We start from the raw sequence: 17,481 nt of genomic DNA, 5'->3' as shown, positions 1-17,481 counted from the left end.
CCGCCCGTGACGGGGCCGCGCCGCCGGCTCCCCACCTCCTCCCCCGCACCGGTTCCAGAAGGGCCCTGCCATGTCGGCCGTTCCGCTGACGCTGTCCCGTCCCCCCGGCCGCGGCGCTCCCGGCCGCGACACCTTCCTCACCCCCGAGCAGCGAGCGCAGTGGCCGGTGGCCCTGGTGTCGATGCCGTTCATGGAGCACGACCGCCCGTCGATCCAGCTGGGCCTGCTGAAGGCCATCGGGACCGCCGCGGGCTTCCCCGTGACCACGCTGCACGCCAACCTGGACTTCGCCGCCCGGATCGGCACCGAGCGCTACGTGGTCCTCTGCGAGCAGCGGGGGCGGATGGTCGGCGACTGGCTGTTCTCCGTCGAGGCGTTCGGCGACGCCGCGCCGGACCGCGACGCCCGCCTGCTCGACGACTTCGCCGACGACCTGACCCACCTGGGCGGCACCGCCGACGAGGTCCGCGAACGGCTGCTCGCCACCCGCCTCGAGGAGGTGCCCGCGTACCTCGACGCGCTGGAGGAGGCGCTCCCGTGGGGGTCGATGAAGGTCGTCGGCTTCACCTCGACCTTCCAGCAGAACGCCGCCTCGTTCGCCCTCGCCCGGCGGCTGAAGGCGCGGCACCCCCACCTGGTCACCGTGTTCGGTGGCGCCAACTTCGACGGGGAGATGGGGCTGGAGCTGGTCCGGACCGTGGACTGCATCGACTACGCCGTCATCGGGGAGGGGGACAGCGCGTTCCCCGCCCTGCTCGACGCCCTGGCGGCGGGCGAGGACCCGGCGGGCATCCCCGGCGTCGCCCGCCGGCGAGGAGGACAGGTGGTCTCGACTCCCCCGGCCCCGCCGCTCACCCAGCTGGACGACCTGCCCATCCCCGACTACGCCGAGTACTTCCAGCGCACCGAGGACCTCGGGCTGCTGCCGCGCACCGGCCACCGCAACGTCTGGATCCCGTTCGAGTCCGCCCGCGGGTGCTGGTGGGGCGCCAAGCACCACTGCACCTTCTGCGGCCTCAACGGCGGAACCATGACATTCCGCTCGAAGTCGCCGGAACGCGTCTTCGACGAGCTCGCACACCACGCGAAGCAGTACCGCAGCTTCAAGTTCGGCGCGGTCGACAACATCCTGGACATGGGATACCTGAAGAAACTGCTCCCGGCGATCGTCGAGAGCGGCGCCGACTACGAATTGTTCTACGAGGTGAAGGCAAACCTCTCGCGGGCGCAGCTGAAACTGCTCGCGCAATCCGGCGTCACCCGCATCCAACCCGGCCTGGAATCGCTCAACTCGCACGTCCTCGCATTGATGCGCAAAGGCATCCGCGCTGCTCAGAACGTCAACCTGCTGCGCTGGGCGCAGTACTACGGCATCGGGGTGGCGTGGAACGTGCTGTGGGGCTTCCCGGGCGAGACCGAGGAGGACTACGCGGAGATGGCCCGGGTCGTCCCGCACCTGGTGCACCTGCGTCCGCCGGGCAGCGCGAGCCGGATCTGGATGGAGCGGTTCAGCCCGCTGTTCACCGAGCCCGACTCCTTCGGCCGGATGCGCCGCACACCCGAGGAGGGCTACCGGTACGTGTACCCGGCCACCGTGGACGGCGAGCGGATCGCCTACTTCTTCCAGTACGAGCTGGAGGACGCGCTGCCCGACAGCGTCTACGACCCGCTACGGACGGCGATCGCAGACTGGAACCAGGCGTGGCAGGGCGAGGAGGCCCCGGTGCTCACGTACTGGTCGGCGCCCGACTTCCTCCAGATCTACGACAACCGCACCCCGCAGAACCCGGGCACGTACACCTTCACCGGCGAGCTGGCGGAGATCTACCTGGCCTGCAGCGACCGGCCCACGACCGCCTCCGCCGTCCGGGACAAGCTGGGGCTGCGCCGGTCGGTCGAGGAGCTCCGCGAGGTCTTCGGCGAGTTCGGGGCCCGCGGCCTCATGTTCCTGGACGGCGACCTCGCCGTGGCGCTGGCGCTGCCGGCCGTGCCGGGGCGGTAGCCGTGACCGGTCCCGACGCCGGCGCGCCGTCCGCGGCGGGCCTGCCCGAGGTGATGCGCCCGAACGTGCGCGAGACGTTGTCGGAGGCCCTGCGGGACCCCGACGAGCGCGCCCGCATGGGCATCGACACCGACGAGGACGCGCCCGTCCCGATCATGGTCGAGCTGAACATCGCGCACCCCGGGGGGCTCGAGGCGGCCCGCGCGCGGCTGGTCGAGCTGTTCGCCCGCGAGCTGGGGGAGCCGGCCGGCCCGCGCGCCGTCTCGGGGTCCCTGTTCACCGCCCGGCTCTCGGTCGCCGACAGCCGGCGGCTGGTCGCCGCCGACGCCGCCGAGCCCGACCGCCGGCGCCGGGCGATCTACCGCGTCTGGCCCGACTTCCCGGTGCGACCGCTGAGGAGCAGCTGATGGACAGGTCCGTGGCCACCATCAAGGCCGACGCGGCGCGCCGCTCCTTCCAGGCCGACGGCGCCGGGATCGTGTGGGCGGTCATCGACTCCGGGATCGACGGGGCGCACCTGCACTTCCGGGAGCACGACACCCTCGGCGGATCGGTGGCGGAGCTGCACCGCGACTTCTCCGCCGTGCACGCGGACCCGGCCGAGTCGGCCGCGGCCGCGCTGCGCGACGGCTACGGGCACGGGTCGCACGTCGCCGGGGTGATCGCCGGCGAGCTGCCCCGTGCGGCGTGGGCCGAGGCCAAGCTCCGGGTGACCGAGCGGGTGCGCGACGTCTCGACCGGCGACATCGTGCACGAGGACCGGTCCCTCGACGGGATCCCGGCCCTCGCGGGGGTCGCCCCGCGCTGCAAGCTGGTCAGCCTGCGGGTCCTCGACGACAAGGGCGCCGGGCTGACCTCGGCGATCATCGAGGCCCTGCGCTACGTGCGCCAGGTCAACGTCGGCGGGAAGGGGCTGCGGATCCACGGGGTGAACCTCAGCCTGGGGTACGAGTTCGACGCACAGTGGTTCGCCTGCGGCCAGAGCCCCTTCTGCGTCGAGGTGAACGAGCTGGTGCGCAGCGGCGTCGTGGTCGTCGCGGCCGCAGGGAACACCGGCTACGGCCGGGTGGCCGCCCGCACGCGGTCGACCAGCACCGGCATGGCGCTGACCATCAACGACCCCGGCAACGCCGAGCTGGCGATCACCGTGGGGGCCACCCACCGCGACCAGCCCTACACCTACGGCGTCTCCTACTTCTCCTCCAAGGGACCCACGGGCGACGGGCGCCAGAAACCGGACGTCGTCGCCCCCGGCGAGAAGATCACGTCCTGCGCGGCCGGAGCGGCCCTGGCCCGGCTGGGCGACCTCGGCCCGGACGGCGCCCGGGCGGTCTACCTGGACGACGACGGGACCAGCATGGCCGCCCCGCACGTCTCCGGGGCCGCGGCGGCCTTCCTGTCGGTCAAGCGCGAGTTCATCGCCGACCCGGCGCGCGTGAAGCAGGTCTTCCGCGACACCGCCTCGTCGCTGGGGCGGGTGCCGGACTTCCAGGGTGCCGGGCTGGTCGACCTGATGCGGGCGATCAGCTCCGTGTGACCGCCCACCCGGCCGGGTGACGCCGCTCCAGCGCCGGCCCCGCCGTGCCGATGGAGGGGAATCGTCCCGGTGGAGGGGAGCCCGTGAGCAGAGATCGCTCGCCGGCCGAGCAGCAGATCGCCGACCTGCTGCACACGGCCCGCAAGTCGCTGCGGCTCAGCGTCGCCTTCCTCAGCCGGCTGGACGGCACGACGCAGCACCTCGAGGTCGTCGACACCTCGGTGCCGTTCCTCTTCCAGGAGGGCTACCAGCAGCGCCAGGAGGCCACCCTGTGCCAGGCGATCCTGGACAGGAAGCTCCCGCAGGTCATCCCCGACCTCAAGGACCACCCCGCGGCGATGGCGCTGCCGGCCGCACGCATGCCCCGCCTGCGCAGCTACGTCTCCGTGCCGGTGACCCTGAGCGACGGCTCCCTGTACGGCACCTTCTGCGCCGCCGGGCTCACCACCGACAAGAACCTCACCCAGCGCGACAAGGCGCTGATGGACGTGCTGGCGTCCGCCGCCGCCGTGATCATCGAGCCGGAGGTCCGCTCGCAGGAGCGGCGCGAGGAGATCTCCGGCCGCCTCGACCCCCTCATCGCCGCCGGCGGGCCCACGGTCGTCCTGCAGCCGATCGTCTCGCTCGCCACCGGCAGCCGGGTGGGCGCCGAGGCGCTCAGCCGGTTCCCCGGCGACTGGGGCCTGCCCCCGGACGTCTGCTTCGCCGAGGCGCACAGCATCGGTGCCGGCCACCGGCTGGAGGTGCTGGCCCTCGAGCGCGCGGCAGCCCTGCTGGACCGGGTCGAGGGCTACGTCTCCATGAACGTCTCCCCCGCCACGCTGCTCACCCCGGAGTGCGGCGAGCTGCTCGGCCGGCTGCCGCTGGACCGGATCCTGCTGGAGCTCTCCGAGCACGACCAGGTCGAGGACTACGCGGCGCTGACCGCCGTGCTGGCGCCGCTGCGCGAGGACGGGCTGCGGCTGGCCATCGACGACGTCGGCGCGGGGTTCTCCTCGCTGCGGCACATCGTGGTCACCGCCCCCGACGTCATCAAGGTCGACCGCAGCATCGTGGCCGGCCTGGACGCCGACCCGGTGCTGGCCAAGCTCGTCGCCTCGCTCGCCGACTTCGCGCACGGCTGCGACGTCCAGGTGGTCGCCGAGGGCGTGGAGACCGTCGCGGAGCACGCGGTGCTGCGGGAGCTGGGTGTCGACTACGGCCAGGGCTGGCACTACGGCCGTCCAGGACCGCCCGAGGCCCTCGCGGCGACGGCGGCACCGCGGATCCCCGCGCCCCGTCGCGAGCCCACCGCGACCGCGGACGTCTGACCGCCCCGCTCAGCCCGGCAGCGTGAAGTCGCCGGTCGTCAGCGCGCCCCCGCGCCGGTAGGTGGCGACCAGGGCACCGGCCGGCGTCGTCCTCGAGGCGGTGAGCCGCCAGGTGCGAGGGACCGCTCCGTCCCCGAACAGCCGCTTGCCCTCCCCCACGACGACCGGGAAGACCACCACCCGCAGCTCGTCGACGAGGTCCTCGCGCAGCAGGGTCTGCACCAGCCCCGCCGAGCCGTGCACCTGCAGCTCGCCGCCGTCCGCGGCCGTGAGCGCCCGCACCGCGCCGGGGACGTCGCCCTCGAGCAGCCGCGCGGTGTCCCAGCCCAGCGAGGTGAGGGTGCGCGACGCGACGTGCTTGGGCAGCGTGTTCAGCGCCGTCGCGATGGCGTCGCCCTCGGTCGGCACCTTCGGCCAGTGCGCGGCGAAGATCTCGTAGGTGGTGCGGCCGAGCAGGAAGTCCTGGGCCGTCGCGAACCAGGCGTCCATCTGCGCGCCCAGCTCCTCGTCGAAGTGCGGCACCAGCCAGCCACCCCAGCGGAACCCGCCGGTGGTGTCCTCCTCCGGGCCGCCGGGGGCCTGCATGACCCCGTCGAGGGTCAGGAACGTGGTGACGACGAGCGGGCGCACGAGAACCTCCTGGGGGGGTGGGTGTCACCGGGTCAGACGCCCCGCCCTCGGGGAACTCATCGCCGGCCTCAGGTGGACCGTGGCCGCCTGCGGCGCTGGTGGCTCTTCGCGCCGTACATGGCACGGTCGGCGCGGGCGACGACGTCGTCGGCCGGCTCCCCGGGCCGGCCGATCGCGGCGCCCACGCTGACGCCCACCCGCAGCGAGCCCTCCGGGCCCGGGAACGGGGCGCTCAGCCGGACGGCGACCCGCGCCGACAGCGCCCTCAGCTCCTGCTCGTCCGCGTGCGGGCACAGGATGACGAACTCGTCGCCCCCGAACCGGGCCACCAGGTGGTCGGGCCCGGCCACCTCCGCGAGCCGGCCCGCGGCCTCGACCAGCAGCCGGTCGCCCGTGGCGTGGCCGTGCAGGTCGTTCACCGCCTTGAACTCGTCGAGGTCGCAGAAGAGCAGGCCGCACCCGTTCGGCTCCTCGGCGCGCAGCCGGACCTTCAGGGCGTCGAACAGCGCACCCCTGTTGGCGACGCCGGTCAGCGGGTCCGTCCGCGTCTGCTGGCGCAGCCGGGCCTCGCGGGCCCGGTCGTCGGTGACGTCCAGGCCGACGCAGGCGATGGCGTAGGGCCGGCCGTCCTGGTCGCGCAGCACGGTGTTGCGCATGGTCACCCGGCGCCGTCCACCGCCGGCGGCGATCCAGTCGCCCTCCTGCGGATGGGCGCGGCCGGACTCGATCGCCGACCGGACCGCGTGGGCGGCCAGGGCGGCGTCCTCGGGTGCCACCCAGACCTCCCAGAACCGCTGCCCGACCAGCTCCTCGGCAGTCCGGCCGGTGAAGAGCTGGAGGGCGGGGTTGGCGAACAGGACCCGGCCGTCGGCGCCGACGACGCACAGCAGCGCCTCCACCGCTTCGACGAAGTCGTGCACCAGGCGTGCCTGCGACGGCCTGCCGGCATCGGGGGCCGGGCCGACCTGCGCAGACACCTGGGCAGCTCCTCGAACTCCTCGGACGAATCCGTTCCGGGCGGGGCCAGGAAGATACGACGGATCGCCGGCTCGTGGGCCGTCCCCGGCGCCACCGCCGCGGGCTACCCCGCCGCCCCGGCGTTCGCACGCCGGGGCGGCAACGGTTCAGCGGCCGGAGGCGGCCAGGAACGGGTAGTCGGTGTAGCCCTCGGGCCCCGAGGCGTAGAAGGTGCTCGCGTCCGGCTCGTTCTCCGGGTGCTCGCCGTGCCACCGCTCGACCAGGTCGGGGTTGGCGATGAGGGCGCGCCCGACCGCGACGGCCTCGGCGTGCGCGTCCTCGATCAGCCGCACGGCCTCCTCGCGGGTGGTCACCGTGCCGAAGCCGCTGTTGGCGATGAGCGGCCCGCCGAAGCGGCGGCGCAGCTCCTGCACCAGGTCCCCGGCGGGCTCGCGGTGCAGGACGCTCAGGTAGGCCAGCCCCAGCGGGCGCAGCTGGTCGACGAGGGAGCCGTAGGTCGCCAGGACGTCGGCCCGGTCGGTCTCCAGGGCGCCCTGGATGTTGTGCTCGGGGGAGATGCGCAGGCCGACCTTCCCGGCGCCGACCCGCTCGGCGACCGCCGTCACGACCTCGACGACGAAGCGGGCGCGGTTCTCGGGGCTGCCGCCGTAGACGTCGTCCCGCTGGTTCGACGCCGGTGAGAGGAACTCGTGCAACAGGTAGCCGTTGGCGCCGTGCAGCTCCACGCCGTCCAGGCCGGCGGCCACGGCGCGCTCCGAGGCGGCGACGAAGTCGGCCAGCGTGGCGCGGGCCTCCTCGGTGGTGAGGGCGTGCGGCACCGGGAAGGGCTTCTTCACACCCCCGCCCACGTGCACCTCGCCGTCGATCGCGAGGGCGCTCGGGGCGACGACGCGGCCGCCGGTGAGCTCGGGGTGCGAGACGCGGCCGCCGTGCATGACCTGCATGACGATCCGCCCGCCGCGGGCGTGCACGGCGTCGGCGACCCGTCGCCAGCCCTCGGCCTGCTCGTCGGTGACGATGCCGGGCTGCCCGGCGAACGCGCGGGACTCCTCGTTGGGGAACGTGCCCTCGGTGATGATCAGGCCGGTGCCGGCCCGCTGCTCGTAGTGCTCGACGACGATGTCGCGCGGGATGCCGGCGCGACCGGAGCGCATGCGGGTGAGCGGGGCCATGACGACGCGGTTGGCGAGCTCGAGGTCGCCGAGCCGCACGGGGGAGAACAGGTCCATGCCCGGCGCAACCGGCCCGCGCGACGGATCGATTCCTGGGTGCGAGGCTCGTCACCCGGGCGCGAGATCTGCACACTCGCCCCCTTCAGGGCGCTGATGGGCGCGAGTGTGCAGATCTCGCCGGCTCACGAGACGAGCTCGGCCGCCCGCTCCGCGGCGCCGACCAGCCGGGCGTAGCGACCGCCCCGCGCCAGCAGCTCCTCGTGCGTGCCCTGCTCCACGACCCGGCCCGCGTGCAGGACGGCGATCAGGTCGGCGTGGCGCACGGTCGAGAGCCGGTGGGCGATGGTGATCGTGGTCCGGCCGCGGGCCGCCTCGTCCAGCGCCACCTGCACCGCCCGCTCGGTCTCGTTGTCCAGCGCGCTGGTCGCCTCGTCCAGCACCAGGATCCGCGGGTCGCGCAGCAGCGTGCGGGCGATCGCCAGGCGCTGCTTCTCCCCGCCGGAGAACCGGTGCCCGCGCGCGCCGACGACGGTGTCGTAGCCCAACGGCAGCGCGGCCACCAGGTCGTGCACCTGCGCGCGGCGGGCGGCGTCCACCATCTCCGCCTCCGTGGCCCCCGGTCGGGCGTACTGCAGGTTCTCGCGGATCGTGCCGTGCAGCAGGTAGGTCTCCTGGGCCACGACGCCGACCACGCGGGCCAGGTCGGCCAGCGTCACGTCGCGCACGTCGACGCCGTCGACGGTCACCCGGCCCTCGGTGGGGTCGTTCAGCCGCGCGACCAGCGAGGCCAGCGTGCTCTTGCCGGAGCCGGTCTCGCCGACCAGCGCCAGCGTCGTCCCGGCGGGGACGGTGAGGTCGACGCCGCTGAGCGCCGGTCGCGCGCCGTCGGGGTAGGTGAAGCCGACGCCCTCGAAGCGCACCTCCCCGCGGACGTCCGCCGGGTCGAGGGGGACCGGCTCGGCCGGGTCGCCGATGTCGACCGGCAGGTCCAGGTACTCGAAGACCCGGCTGAACAGCGCCATCGACGCGGTCAGCGAGACGCCGATGTCCAGCAGCTGCATCAAGGGCCGGAAGAGCGCGCCCTGCAGCGTGGTGAAGGCGACCAGGGTGCCGATGGTCATGCCGCCCGACGTCGCGGGCAGGCCGGCGGCGAGGTAGATGAGCGCCGGGATGCCGGCGAAGACGATGCTCATCGTGGCCATCCGCCAGCGGCCGGCGAGCTGGGAGCGGACCTCCAGGGCGACCAGGTCCTCCGACGTGCCGGCGAACCGCTGGGACTGCGCCGGCCCCGCGCCGAGCGTCTTGCCGAGCAGCACCCCGCTGACGCTCAGCCCCTCCTCGACCTGCGAGTGCAGGTCGGCCAGCGAGCGCTGCCGCTGGGCGGTGATCGTGCGGCGCATGCGCGCGACCCGGCGGGTGAGCACGACCGCCGGGGGCAGCACGACCAGCGACAGCAGCGACAGCCGCCAGGACAGCGCCGCCATGGCGACGACGGTGCCGATGACGGTCGTGGCGTTGGACGCGAAGGACGTCGCGGTCGAGGTGACCACCGACTGCATGCCGCCGATGTCGTTGGTCAGCCGCGACTGCACCTCCCCGCCCCTGGTGCGGGTGAAGAAGCCGAGCGACTGGCGCTGGAGGTGGGTGAAGACCGCCGTCCGCAGCCCGTGCATGACCCGCTGGCCGACGGTGGTGGACAGCCAGGTCTGGACGACGCCGAAGATCGCCGTCACGACCGTGACGGCGAGCATGCCGCCGACGGCCCAGAGCAGCAGCGGGACGTCCTGCTCGGGGATCGCCCGGTCGATGACCAGCCGGATCAGGAACGGCGTGGCCAGGGCGACCGTGGACGACGCCACGATCAGCGCGACGACCACGGCCAGCTGCCACCGGTAGGGGCGGAAGAGGGCAGCGACCCGGCTCCACCGCACCGGCGCGCGCTCCAGCTGCGCGACGTCGGCCGCGTCCGGCCGGCGGCCGATGCGGTCGGCGCCGCCACCACCACCGCCGCCACCACCACGGCCGCCGCCCGGGCCACCGCCGCCCATCGTCATCGGCTCGATGCCGACCACCTCCCCATCCGATGCTGAGGTTACCTCACGGTGTGGTAACCGCAGCGTCACCGGTACGATTCCCCCGTGCGCGGTGACGGGACGACGGACCTGGGCGACCTGGTCATGCGCGTGGCCCGGACCCAGCGACGGCGGTTCCGCGACCTCCTCGGCCCCTGGGACCTCTCCCCGCACCAGGCCCGCGCGCTCGGCGTGATCTGCGCGGGGGACGGGGTCCGGCTCTCCGACCTCGCCGGGCGGCTGCGCATCGCGCCGCGCTCGGCGACCGAGGTGGCCGACGCCCTGCAGGAGCGCGGGCTGATCGGGCGGTCCCCCGACCCGGGCGACCGGCGGGCGGTGCTGCTGCGGGCCACCGACGAGGGCCGGCGGGTGCGCGAGGAGATCGACGCCGCGCGGGCCGCCGACGCGGAGGAGCTCTACGGGCGCCTGCCGGCCGAGGACCGGGAGACCCTCGCCCGCATCCTGCGCGCCCTCGCCGACTGACGCCCGGCGCTCTGCCACAGTGCCGCCATGACCGATCCCCGGACCTCCCGCGGGGTGCGGCACCCGGCGGTGCGCCGCGCGGCGCTGGTGCTGGGGCCGCTCGCGGTGGCGCTGTTCGTGCTGACCACGACAGCGGCGTCGACGAGCCACTGACGCCGCGAGCGGCCCCCGACGGTCAGGTGACGGGGTCGGTGCTGCCCGGCCGCGGCTTCACCTCGTCGCCGGTCACGCCCTGGTCGCCCTGCGGGCGGGCCTCGTCCCCGGCGCCCTCGACGTCCTCCGGGACGAGCGGGGTCTCCTCCTGGACGTTCTCCCGTGCCTGCTCGCGGTCGGTGCCCGGCACCTCGGTCATGGCGTCCTCCTCGTGGTCGTGGACCCCGCACCTACCCGCACCGCGGCGGGCCGACCGCGGATCCGCCGACGGCGAACGCGGCGCTCAGCGCCGGCGGAAGCGGGCCACGAGCCGTCGGAACCGACGCTGCGCGCGCACCTCCACGACCTCCGGTGCGGGGGAGGGCAGCACCGGCGGACGCGCCCGGCGCCAGCCGGACACGAGCGCCTCGACGTCGGCCAGCCCCGGCACCGGGGACCACCGGCTCTCCTGGGGCTGCCGCCAGAAGGCCTCCACGCGCGCGTTGTAGTCCTCGGCCACCGCCCGCACCTCCGCCTCGGAGGCGAGGTGGGCGACGCGCCCGGACAGCTCGTCGCGCTCCCGGCGCAGCGCCAGGCCGGGCGGGAGCATGGCCGCGGTGTCCACGCCCTCGCGGCGGGCCTTGGCGACCGCCCAGTCGTAGGCGTTCTCCTCCCGGTTCCGCCGGGGCAGGGGGTGGCCGGCGCCGTCGAGGTTCTCGAAGGCCCCCCGCTCCGCCGCACGGGCGATCTGGGTCTCCACCCAGGTCTCGAAGGAGACCCCCGGCGGCTTGCGCTCGGTCACGTACCGGTCGTTCCCCCGGCCGGGGGTGACCAAGCACGCATCTCCCGCGGCTCCCGGGCAAGCCGTGTTGCTCCCGCAGACTCGACGGCGACCGCGTCCCGCCGCCGGGAACGCCACCTCCCCCCGGAACGGAACATGTCCTCACCCCTGCCCGAGCTGCGCCTCCGCCGCCCCGCCTGGCTGGACCCCCGGGTCGCCCGCACCGAGGTCCTCGCCGGCCTCGTCGTCGCCCTCGCCCTCATCCCCGAGGCGATCAGCTTCTCGATCCTGGCCGGCGTCGACCCCCGGGTCGGCCTCTTCGCGTCGTTCACCATGGCCGTCGTCATCGCCTTCACCGGTGGTCGGCCGGCGATGATCAGCGCCGCGACCGGCGCCATCGCGCTCGTCGTCGCCCCGCTCGCGGTGGAGCACGGGCTGCAGTACCTGATCGCCGCGGTCATCCTCGGCGGCGTCGTCCAGGTCCTGCTCGCCGCGGCGGGGGTGGCCCGGCTGATGCGGTTCATCCCGCGCAGCGTGATGGTCGGCTTCGTCAACGCCCTGGCGATCCTGATCTTCAGCGCGCAGGTCACGCACCTGGTCGACGTGCCGTGGCTGGTCTACCCGATGGTCGCCGCGGGGCTCGCGATCATCTTCCTGCTCCCCCGGCTGACGACGGCGGTGCCGGCTCCCCTGGTCGCGATCGTCGTCCTGACGCTGCTCACGGTGAGCGCCGGGTGGGACCTCCCCGACGTCGGGGACGAGGGTGAGCTGCCCGAGAGCCTCCCGTTCCTCGCCCTCCCCGACGTCCCGTTCACCGTGGAGACGTTGCGGGTCATCGCCCCGTACGCGCTGGGCATCGCCTTCGTGGGCCTGATGGAGTCCCTCATGACGGCCAAGCTCGTGGACGACATCACCGACACCCGCTCGGACAAGACCCGCGAGTCGTGGGGCCAGGGCGTCGCCAACATCGTCACCGGCCTCTTCGGTGGGATGGGCGGCTGCGCGATGATCGGGCAGACGATGATCAACGCGAAGGCCTCGGGTGCCCGCACCCGGCTGTCGACCTTCCTGGCCGGGGTCTTCCTGCTGGTCCTGGTGGTGGCGCTCGGCGACGTCGTCGGCGTCATCCCGATGGCCGCCCTCGTCGCCGTCATGGTCTTCGTGTCGATCGCCACCTTCGACTGGCACAGCCTGCGCACGCTGCCGTCCATGCCGCGGAGCGAGACCGCCGTGATGCTCGCGACGGTGGCGGTCACGCTGGCCACCTCCAACCTGGCGATCGGCGTCGGCGTGGGGGTGCTCGTGGCCTGCGTGCTCTTCGCCCGCCGCGTCGCCCACCTCGTGTCGGTGACGCGCACGACCGACGACGAGGGCCGGGCGGTCTACGCCGTGCACGGCGCGCTGTTCTTCGCCTCCAGCAACGACCTGGTCCACCAGTTCGACTACGCCGGGGACCCCGCGGAGGTGGTCGTGGACCTCTCGGGAGCGAACGTCTGGGACGCCTCCACGGTCGCGGTCCTCGACGCCGTCACCCACAAGTACGCCACCCGGGGCAAGACGGCGACCGTCGTCGGGCTCGAGGGGCACTCCGCCGCCCGCTTCGAGCGGCACAGCGGGCAGCTGGGCTGACCGGACCCGAACGGGTGTGAGCCGCGACGGCCGGCGTGCGCGCCGGCCGCGGGGTCGGCAGGCTGTCCGGGTGCCCCTGTCCGCTACCGGCCTGCCCGCGCTGCCGCCCGAGCTGTCCGGGCCCGTGGCGGTGCAGCTGGCCAAGCCGGTGCGCGCGATCCCGCAGCCGGCGGCGCTGGCCGGCGGCTGCCGGTACGAGCCCAAGTGGGACGGCTACCGCCTGGTGATCGTGCGCGACCGGAGCTCGACCCGGCTGTGGTCCAAGCAGGGCCGCGACCTCACCGACCGCTTCCCGGACGTCGCGGCCGCGGCGCTGGCGCAGGTCCCGGCCGGCTCCGTCGTCGACGGCGAGGTCGTGATCTGGAACGGCGAGCGCCTGGACTTCGGGCTGCTGCAGCGCCGCATGGTCACCGCGGCCGGCCGGATCGCCGCCCAGGTGAGCGCGGCACCGGCGTCCTACGTCGCGTTCGACCTGCTCGCCTCCGGCGGGGAGGACCTCCGCGGCCGCACCCTGACCCGGCGGCGCGCCGCCCTGGAGGCCATGGCCGGGCGCTGGGCACCGCCGCTGCAGCTCTCCCCCGTCACCGCCGACCTCGACGAGGCCCAGCAGTGGTTCACCGACTTCCGGCCCGCCGGGATCGAGGGGCTGGTCGTCAAGGGCGCAGCCACCCGGTACGCCCCCGGCCGGCGCGACTGGCTCAAGGTGAAGAGCTGGGAGACCACCGAGGTCCTGGCCGGCGGGGTCATCGGCCCGGTCGAGCGGCCCAGCCAGCTGGTGGCCGGCCGCTACCGGGACGGCGAGCTCGTCGTCGTCGGCCGCACCAGCCCGCTGTCCCCGCAGCAGTCGGCCGAGCTCGCGGCCGTGCTGCGCCCCGCCGGCGACCACCACCCCTGGCCGGAGCGCATCGGCACCGGCCGCTTCGGCGGCGGCAGGCTGTCGGTCCCGCTCACCCGCGTCGAGCCCACCGCCGTGGTCGAGGTGAGCGCCGACGCGGCCCTCCAGGCGGGCGTGTTCCGGCACCCGCTGCGGTTCGTCCGCGTGCGCCCCGACCTGCACCCGGAGGACCTGCCGCCCGTGCCATGACCTGCACACATCCCCCTGGGGGATGAGGTGGTCAAGGTTCTCCCCGGACGTGACGATGGGGTCGCGTGAACGGCTCCCACGCTCCGACCGCCCGTGCTGCCTGGCTGCACGCGGCGCTGGCCGTGCTGAGCGTCGCCCTGATCGTCACCGTCGTCCCCCACGGCCCCTGGCGGCCCGCCGCCGAGATCCCCCTCTTCGCCCTGGGGCTGGCCGGCGTGCGGGTCGCCCTCCGCCACCACCGCACCCAGCTCGTCGTCGCCTGGCGGGGACTCGGGCTCGGCCTGCTGTTCTTCGCCCTGAGCTGCGTCGCCGACGTGTGGAAGCTGGCCGGGGTCGCCACGGACGTCACCGCCCCGCTGGAGTCCGCCCTCGACATCGCCGCCTACGGGGCGTTCGTGGTGGGCGCCATAGCCGTGGTGCGGGGTGGCCGCCGGCACCGCGACCGCTCGTCCTGGCTCGACATCGCCACCCTCCTGCTGGCCACCGGGCTGGCGATCCTCGCCGTGCGCGGTGACCGGCACTCCATGTCGGCCAACCTGATCGAGGTGGGGATCGGCACCCCGCTGCTCACCGCCGTCCTCCTCATCGTCTGCGTCCCGCTGGCGCTCTCCCGCACCCGGTCGGTGACGACGATGGCCCTGTTCGCCGCGGCGGCCCTGGCCTTCGTGGGCTACGGCGGCGCGATCCTCACCGAGTCCGCGCTGCGCACCTCCACGCTGCTCGACCCGCTGCCGCTGCTGTCCGTGGCGGCGATCGCCCTGGCCGGCCGGCACCCCTCCGTCGCGCGCATGGGCCTGACCCCGACGTCGGAGCAGGACGCCACCTCCAGCCGCGTCCTGGCCGTCGGCGCCGCTCTCCTCGTCAGCCCCGCGCTCCTGGTGCTCTGGACCGCCGGCCACGGCGGCATCGGCTACGTCCTCGGCGCGGGAAGCGCGCTGCTCACCGGGATGGCGCTCTGGCGGCTGTTCGCCCTGAACCGGGAGCGCGAGCGCACCCGGTCAGCCCTGGCCGCCAGCGAGGCGCGGCTGCAGATCCTGCTCGAGAACGCCGCGGACGTCATCGCCATCGTCGACGCCGCCGGCGCGGTCGCCTACATGAGCCCGGCGGTGCAGTCACTGCTCGGCCGGCCCGCCGCGCACTACGTCGGCCGCGACGCCATCTCCCTGGCCGACCCCCGCGACCAGCCCCGCCTGCGGGCCGCCGTCGCCGCGGCCGGCCGGTCCGGCGACCCGGACTCCGGCGTCGTCGACACCGACATCCGCGTGCAGCACAGCTCCGGCGGGACGCGGTGGGTCGAGATGCGCATCAGCGGCCGCGTGGACGCCGTGGGCATCGAGGGCTGGGTCGTGAACTTCCGCGAGGTGACCGACCGGAAGCTGTTCGAGGACGAGCTCCGCCGCCAGGCGCGCACAGACCCGCTGACCGGGCTGCTGAACCGGACGGCCTTCAACGAGCGGCTCGAGGCGGCCACCGCCGACGTCGACGCCGTCACGCCGCCCGCCGTCCTCTTCGTCGACGTCGACGACTTCAAGACCGTCAACGACACGCTCGGCCATGCCGCCGGCGACGAGCTGCTGCTCGCCGTCGCGGGCAGGCTGTCGGCCCAGGTGCGCGGCGACGACGTCGTGGCCCGCCTGGGCGGGGACGAGTTCGCCCTGCTGCTGAACGGCGCCGACGGCGACCGGCTGCGCGACGTCGCGGACCGGCTGCTGGTCGCGATGCGGTCCCCGGTGCAGCTGGCCGGGCAGGCGGTCACCGTGTCGGCGAGCATCGGTGGCGCGCTGGCCGAGCCGGGCTGCACGGCCGAGCAGCTGCTGCACCGCGCCGACACCGCCATGTACACCGCCAAGCGCAACGGCAAGGACAGCCGCGCCCTGCTCGACGCCACGGAGTCCGTGCTCGCCTGACCGCGCGGACGCGTCAGCGCAGGCGCGTGCTCAGCCGTACGGTGACGCCCGGCTCGAGCGGCAGTACGTCCACGTGGTCCCAGAGCTTGCGGGCCAGCCACAGCCCCATGCCCCCGAGCGCCAGGTCGTCGCCGTGCGCCGGCCGGAAGCCGGCGAAGGGGTCGTCGAAGCCGGGGCCGCTGTCGGAGATCGCGCAGACCAGGCGGTCGGCGTCCACCCAGACCCGGGCGGAGACGGGGCGGGCCCCGTGGCGGAACGCGTTGGAGGCCACCTCGCTGGCCGCGAAGTGGAGGTCCTCGTCCAGGTCGGGGTCGGTGACCCGGGCCCGGATGACCCGGCGCAGGTCGCCGCGCAGCTCGGCCAGCGACGGCGCATCGGTCGCGGTGAACACCGGGCCGGCGCCCTCGATCGGCTCGCGGGGCAGCGGCAGCCGGAGGGCGAACTCGCGCGGGTCGCGGAAGGAACCGCTCGGGACGTGACGGCCACCGGAGAGCAGCTGCGGGTGGGTAGCGCCGACACCGGCCAGCACCTCGGCGGGCAGCACCCGGCGGTCGAACAGGCACAGCGCCGAGAGCGGCTCGTCCGCGAGCAGCCGGTTGGCGGCGGCCTCGTAGCGCAGCCCCTCGCGCCAGTTCCGCGCGGCGGCCCCGAACTGCACCTGGCCGACGATCCGGAGCCGGCCGGAGCCGGTGCCCGCCGCCCGCCGCACCCACTCGCGGGTCACCGCCATGGCGTCGGCGACGCGGGTGCCCAGCAGGCAGATCCGCGCGTCGGACTCGACGGCCGAGGCGCGCTCCCCCAGCGCCGCGGTGATGAGGGCGACGGTCTCGGGAGGGCAGCACAGCAGGACCGTGTCCCCCGCGCCGAGCCCCTCCTCCACGTAGGGGACGGCACCGGCCACGATCTCGTCGTCGGACCCGGCAACGAGCCCGGTGTGCGAGCGCCCGGCCGGGTCGCAGGCTGCGGCGAGCTCCCGGCCTGCGTCCACCGCCTCAGACATGCCGCCCTCAGATCATGCGGGCCGGAGCGTTCCCGGCCGGTTGGTTGAACATTGTGTGACATGGACGCCGGGGGTCAACCACCGGCCCCGCGCAACGGACCGCCGCCGAGATGACTCCCGTCCGCAATGTTCCACGTGCACCATCCGTCCCGTGGACCACGACCGCGAGGTGCTGACGTACGAGGCGTTCGGGCATGCAGCCCGTGACCTGGCCGAACAGGTCGTCGACGACGGGTTCGAGCCGGACCTGGTGCTGTGCATCGCCCGTGGCGGGCTCTTCCTCGGCGGCGCGCTCGGCTACGCCCTGGACGTGAAGAACCTCTTCGTGATGAACGTCGAGTTCTACACCGGCGTCGACCAGCGGCTGGACCTGCCGGTGGTCCTGCCGCCGACCCTCGACGTCGTGGACCTGACCGGCGCGCGGGTCCTGGTGGCCGACGACGTCGCCGACACCGGCAAGACGCTGGAGCTGGTGCGGAACTTCTGCGCCGGCCACGTGGCCGACGTGCGCACCGCGGTCGTGTACGAGAAGCCCGGCTCTCTGGTGCGCTGCGACTACGTGTGGCGCCGCACCGACCGCTGGATCGACTTCCCGTGGTCGGCCGAGCCGCCGGTGCGCCGGCGCCCCGGCCCCTCGGGGTCCTGAGCCGGCACGCACATAGATCGACGGCGGCGGGATCTCTCCCGCCGCCGTCGTCCCCCCAGGCCGCCCCGTCGCCGCGTCGTGCTCCGGACCCGCGACCAAGTTCCCGGTACCGGGCGTT

Annotated in this window: 17 protein-coding genes; 10 read left to right on the top strand and 7 right to left on the bottom strand. The window is 74.5% G+C overall.

Annotation, left to right across the window (positions count from 1 at the left end; translation table 11 throughout):
* Positions 1 to 70 precede the first annotated feature (70 nt).
* The 4 genes from E4P43_RS13220 (at position 71) to E4P43_RS13205 (ending at position 4,849) form a co-directional block, all read left to right on the top strand.
* Positions 71 to 2,002, top strand: a complete 1,932-nt coding sequence (locus E4P43_RS13220) for a RiPP maturation radical SAM C-methyltransferase (RefSeq protein ID WP_135145921.1) — start codon at positions 71 to 73, stop codon at positions 2,000 to 2,002.
* Positions 2,003 to 2,004: 2 nt separating this feature from the next.
* On the top strand, positions 2,005 to 2,409 hold the full coding sequence (locus E4P43_RS13215; protein WP_135145920.1) for a hypothetical protein: 405 nt from the start codon (positions 2,005 to 2,007) through the stop codon (positions 2,407 to 2,409).
* Positions 2,409 to 3,539: a S8 family peptidase gene (locus E4P43_RS13210; protein WP_135145919.1), complete on the top strand. Its 1,131-nt coding sequence runs from the start codon at positions 2,409 to 2,411 to the stop codon at positions 3,537 to 3,539. Before E4P43_RS13215 ends, E4P43_RS13210 begins: the two co-directional genes overlap by 1 nt.
* Before the next feature lie 83 nt (positions 3,540 to 3,622).
* Positions 3,623 to 4,849, top strand: a complete 1,227-nt coding sequence (locus tag E4P43_RS13205; protein WP_135145918.1) for an EAL domain-containing protein — start codon at positions 3,623 to 3,625, stop codon at positions 4,847 to 4,849.
* Between the two features lie 9 nt (positions 4,850 to 4,858).
* Here E4P43_RS13205 and E4P43_RS13200 read toward each other — a convergent pair whose 3' ends face one another.
* The 4 genes from E4P43_RS13200 to E4P43_RS13185 all read right to left on the bottom strand — a co-directional run bounded on the left by E4P43_RS13200 (position 4,859) and on the right by E4P43_RS13185 (position 9,701).
* Positions 4,859 to 5,479 (bottom strand): dihydrofolate reductase family protein, encoded by a 621-nt coding sequence (locus E4P43_RS13200; RefSeq protein WP_135145917.1) that lies wholly within the window; start codon positions 5,477 to 5,479, stop codon positions 4,859 to 4,861.
* A gap of 68 nt (positions 5,480 to 5,547) precedes the next feature.
* Positions 5,548 to 6,456, bottom strand: a complete 909-nt coding sequence (locus tag E4P43_RS13195) for a diguanylate cyclase (RefSeq protein ID WP_135145916.1) — start codon at positions 6,454 to 6,456, stop codon at positions 5,548 to 5,550.
* 147 nt (positions 6,457 to 6,603) lie between these two features.
* On the bottom strand, positions 6,604 to 7,686 hold the full coding sequence (locus E4P43_RS13190) for an alkene reductase (RefSeq protein ID WP_135145915.1): 1,083 nt from the start codon (positions 7,684 to 7,686) through the stop codon (positions 6,604 to 6,606).
* A gap of 125 nt (positions 7,687 to 7,811) precedes the next feature.
* On the bottom strand, positions 7,812 to 9,701 hold the full coding sequence (locus tag E4P43_RS13185; protein WP_280791004.1) for an ABC transporter ATP-binding protein: 1,890 nt from the start codon (positions 9,699 to 9,701) through the stop codon (positions 7,812 to 7,814).
* Between the two features lie 66 nt (positions 9,702 to 9,767).
* Between E4P43_RS13185 and E4P43_RS13180 the strand changes: the two genes are divergently transcribed.
* Together E4P43_RS13180 and E4P43_RS20860 are read left to right on the top strand one after the other, a co-directional pair.
* The gene (locus E4P43_RS13180; protein ID WP_209313875.1) at positions 9,768 to 10,184 is read left to right on the top strand and encodes a MarR family winged helix-turn-helix transcriptional regulator; all 417 of its coding nucleotides are present in this window, start codon (positions 9,768 to 9,770) and stop codon (positions 10,182 to 10,184) included.
* A gap of 27 nt (positions 10,185 to 10,211) precedes the next feature.
* Entirely contained in the window at positions 10,212 to 10,337 is a 126-nt protein-coding gene (locus E4P43_RS20860) for a hypothetical protein (protein ID WP_280791003.1), read from the top strand.
* Positions 10,338 to 10,359: 22 nt separating this feature from the next.
* On the opposite strand, the gene E4P43_RS19950 is transcribed toward E4P43_RS20860, so the two are convergent.
* Both E4P43_RS19950 and E4P43_RS13175 read right to left on the bottom strand, forming a co-directional pair.
* Positions 10,360 to 10,536, bottom strand: a complete 177-nt coding sequence (locus tag E4P43_RS19950; protein WP_167759177.1) for a hypothetical protein — start codon at positions 10,534 to 10,536, stop codon at positions 10,360 to 10,362.
* A gap of 84 nt (positions 10,537 to 10,620) precedes the next feature.
* A complete protein-coding gene (locus E4P43_RS13175) occupies positions 10,621 to 11,118 on the bottom strand; it encodes a DUF1992 domain-containing protein (protein ID WP_167759176.1) in 498 nt (165 codons plus the stop codon).
* 135 nt (positions 11,119 to 11,253) lie between these two features.
* Between E4P43_RS13175 and E4P43_RS13170 the strand changes: the two genes are divergently transcribed.
* From E4P43_RS13170 to E4P43_RS13160, 3 genes are all read left to right on the top strand, one after another.
* Positions 11,254 to 12,726, top strand: a complete 1,473-nt coding sequence (locus E4P43_RS13170) for a SulP family inorganic anion transporter (protein WP_135145913.1) — start codon at positions 11,254 to 11,256, stop codon at positions 12,724 to 12,726.
* A gap of 70 nt (positions 12,727 to 12,796) precedes the next feature.
* The gene (locus E4P43_RS13165; RefSeq protein ID WP_135145912.1) at positions 12,797 to 13,810 is read left to right on the top strand and encodes an ATP-dependent DNA ligase; all 1,014 of its coding nucleotides are present in this window, start codon (positions 12,797 to 12,799) and stop codon (positions 13,808 to 13,810) included.
* A gap of 65 nt (positions 13,811 to 13,875) precedes the next feature.
* The gene (locus E4P43_RS13160) at positions 13,876 to 15,717 is read left to right on the top strand and encodes a sensor domain-containing diguanylate cyclase (protein ID WP_135145911.1); all 1,842 of its coding nucleotides are present in this window, start codon (positions 13,876 to 13,878) and stop codon (positions 15,715 to 15,717) included.
* A gap of 13 nt (positions 15,718 to 15,730) precedes the next feature.
* Here E4P43_RS13160 and E4P43_RS13155 read toward each other — a convergent pair whose 3' ends face one another.
* Positions 15,731 to 16,717: a sensor histidine kinase gene (locus E4P43_RS13155; protein ID WP_135145910.1), complete on the bottom strand. Its 987-nt coding sequence runs from the start codon at positions 16,715 to 16,717 to the stop codon at positions 15,731 to 15,733.
* A gap of 151 nt (positions 16,718 to 16,868) precedes the next feature.
* On the opposite strand from E4P43_RS13155, the gene E4P43_RS13150 reads away from it, so the two are divergent.
* The gene (locus tag E4P43_RS13150; RefSeq protein ID WP_135145909.1) at positions 16,869 to 17,363 is read left to right on the top strand and encodes a phosphoribosyltransferase; all 495 of its coding nucleotides are present in this window, start codon (positions 16,869 to 16,871) and stop codon (positions 17,361 to 17,363) included.
* The last annotated feature ends 118 nt before the right edge of the window (positions 17,364 to 17,481 follow it).

This window comes from Blastococcus sp. TF02A-35 (assembly GCF_004571075.1).
Lineage (GTDB): Bacteria > Actinomycetota > Actinomycetes > Mycobacteriales > Geodermatophilaceae > Blastococcus.
The sequence above is the reverse complement of the archived record's forward strand: the minus strand, read 5'-3'. Positions and strand labels throughout refer to the sequence as shown.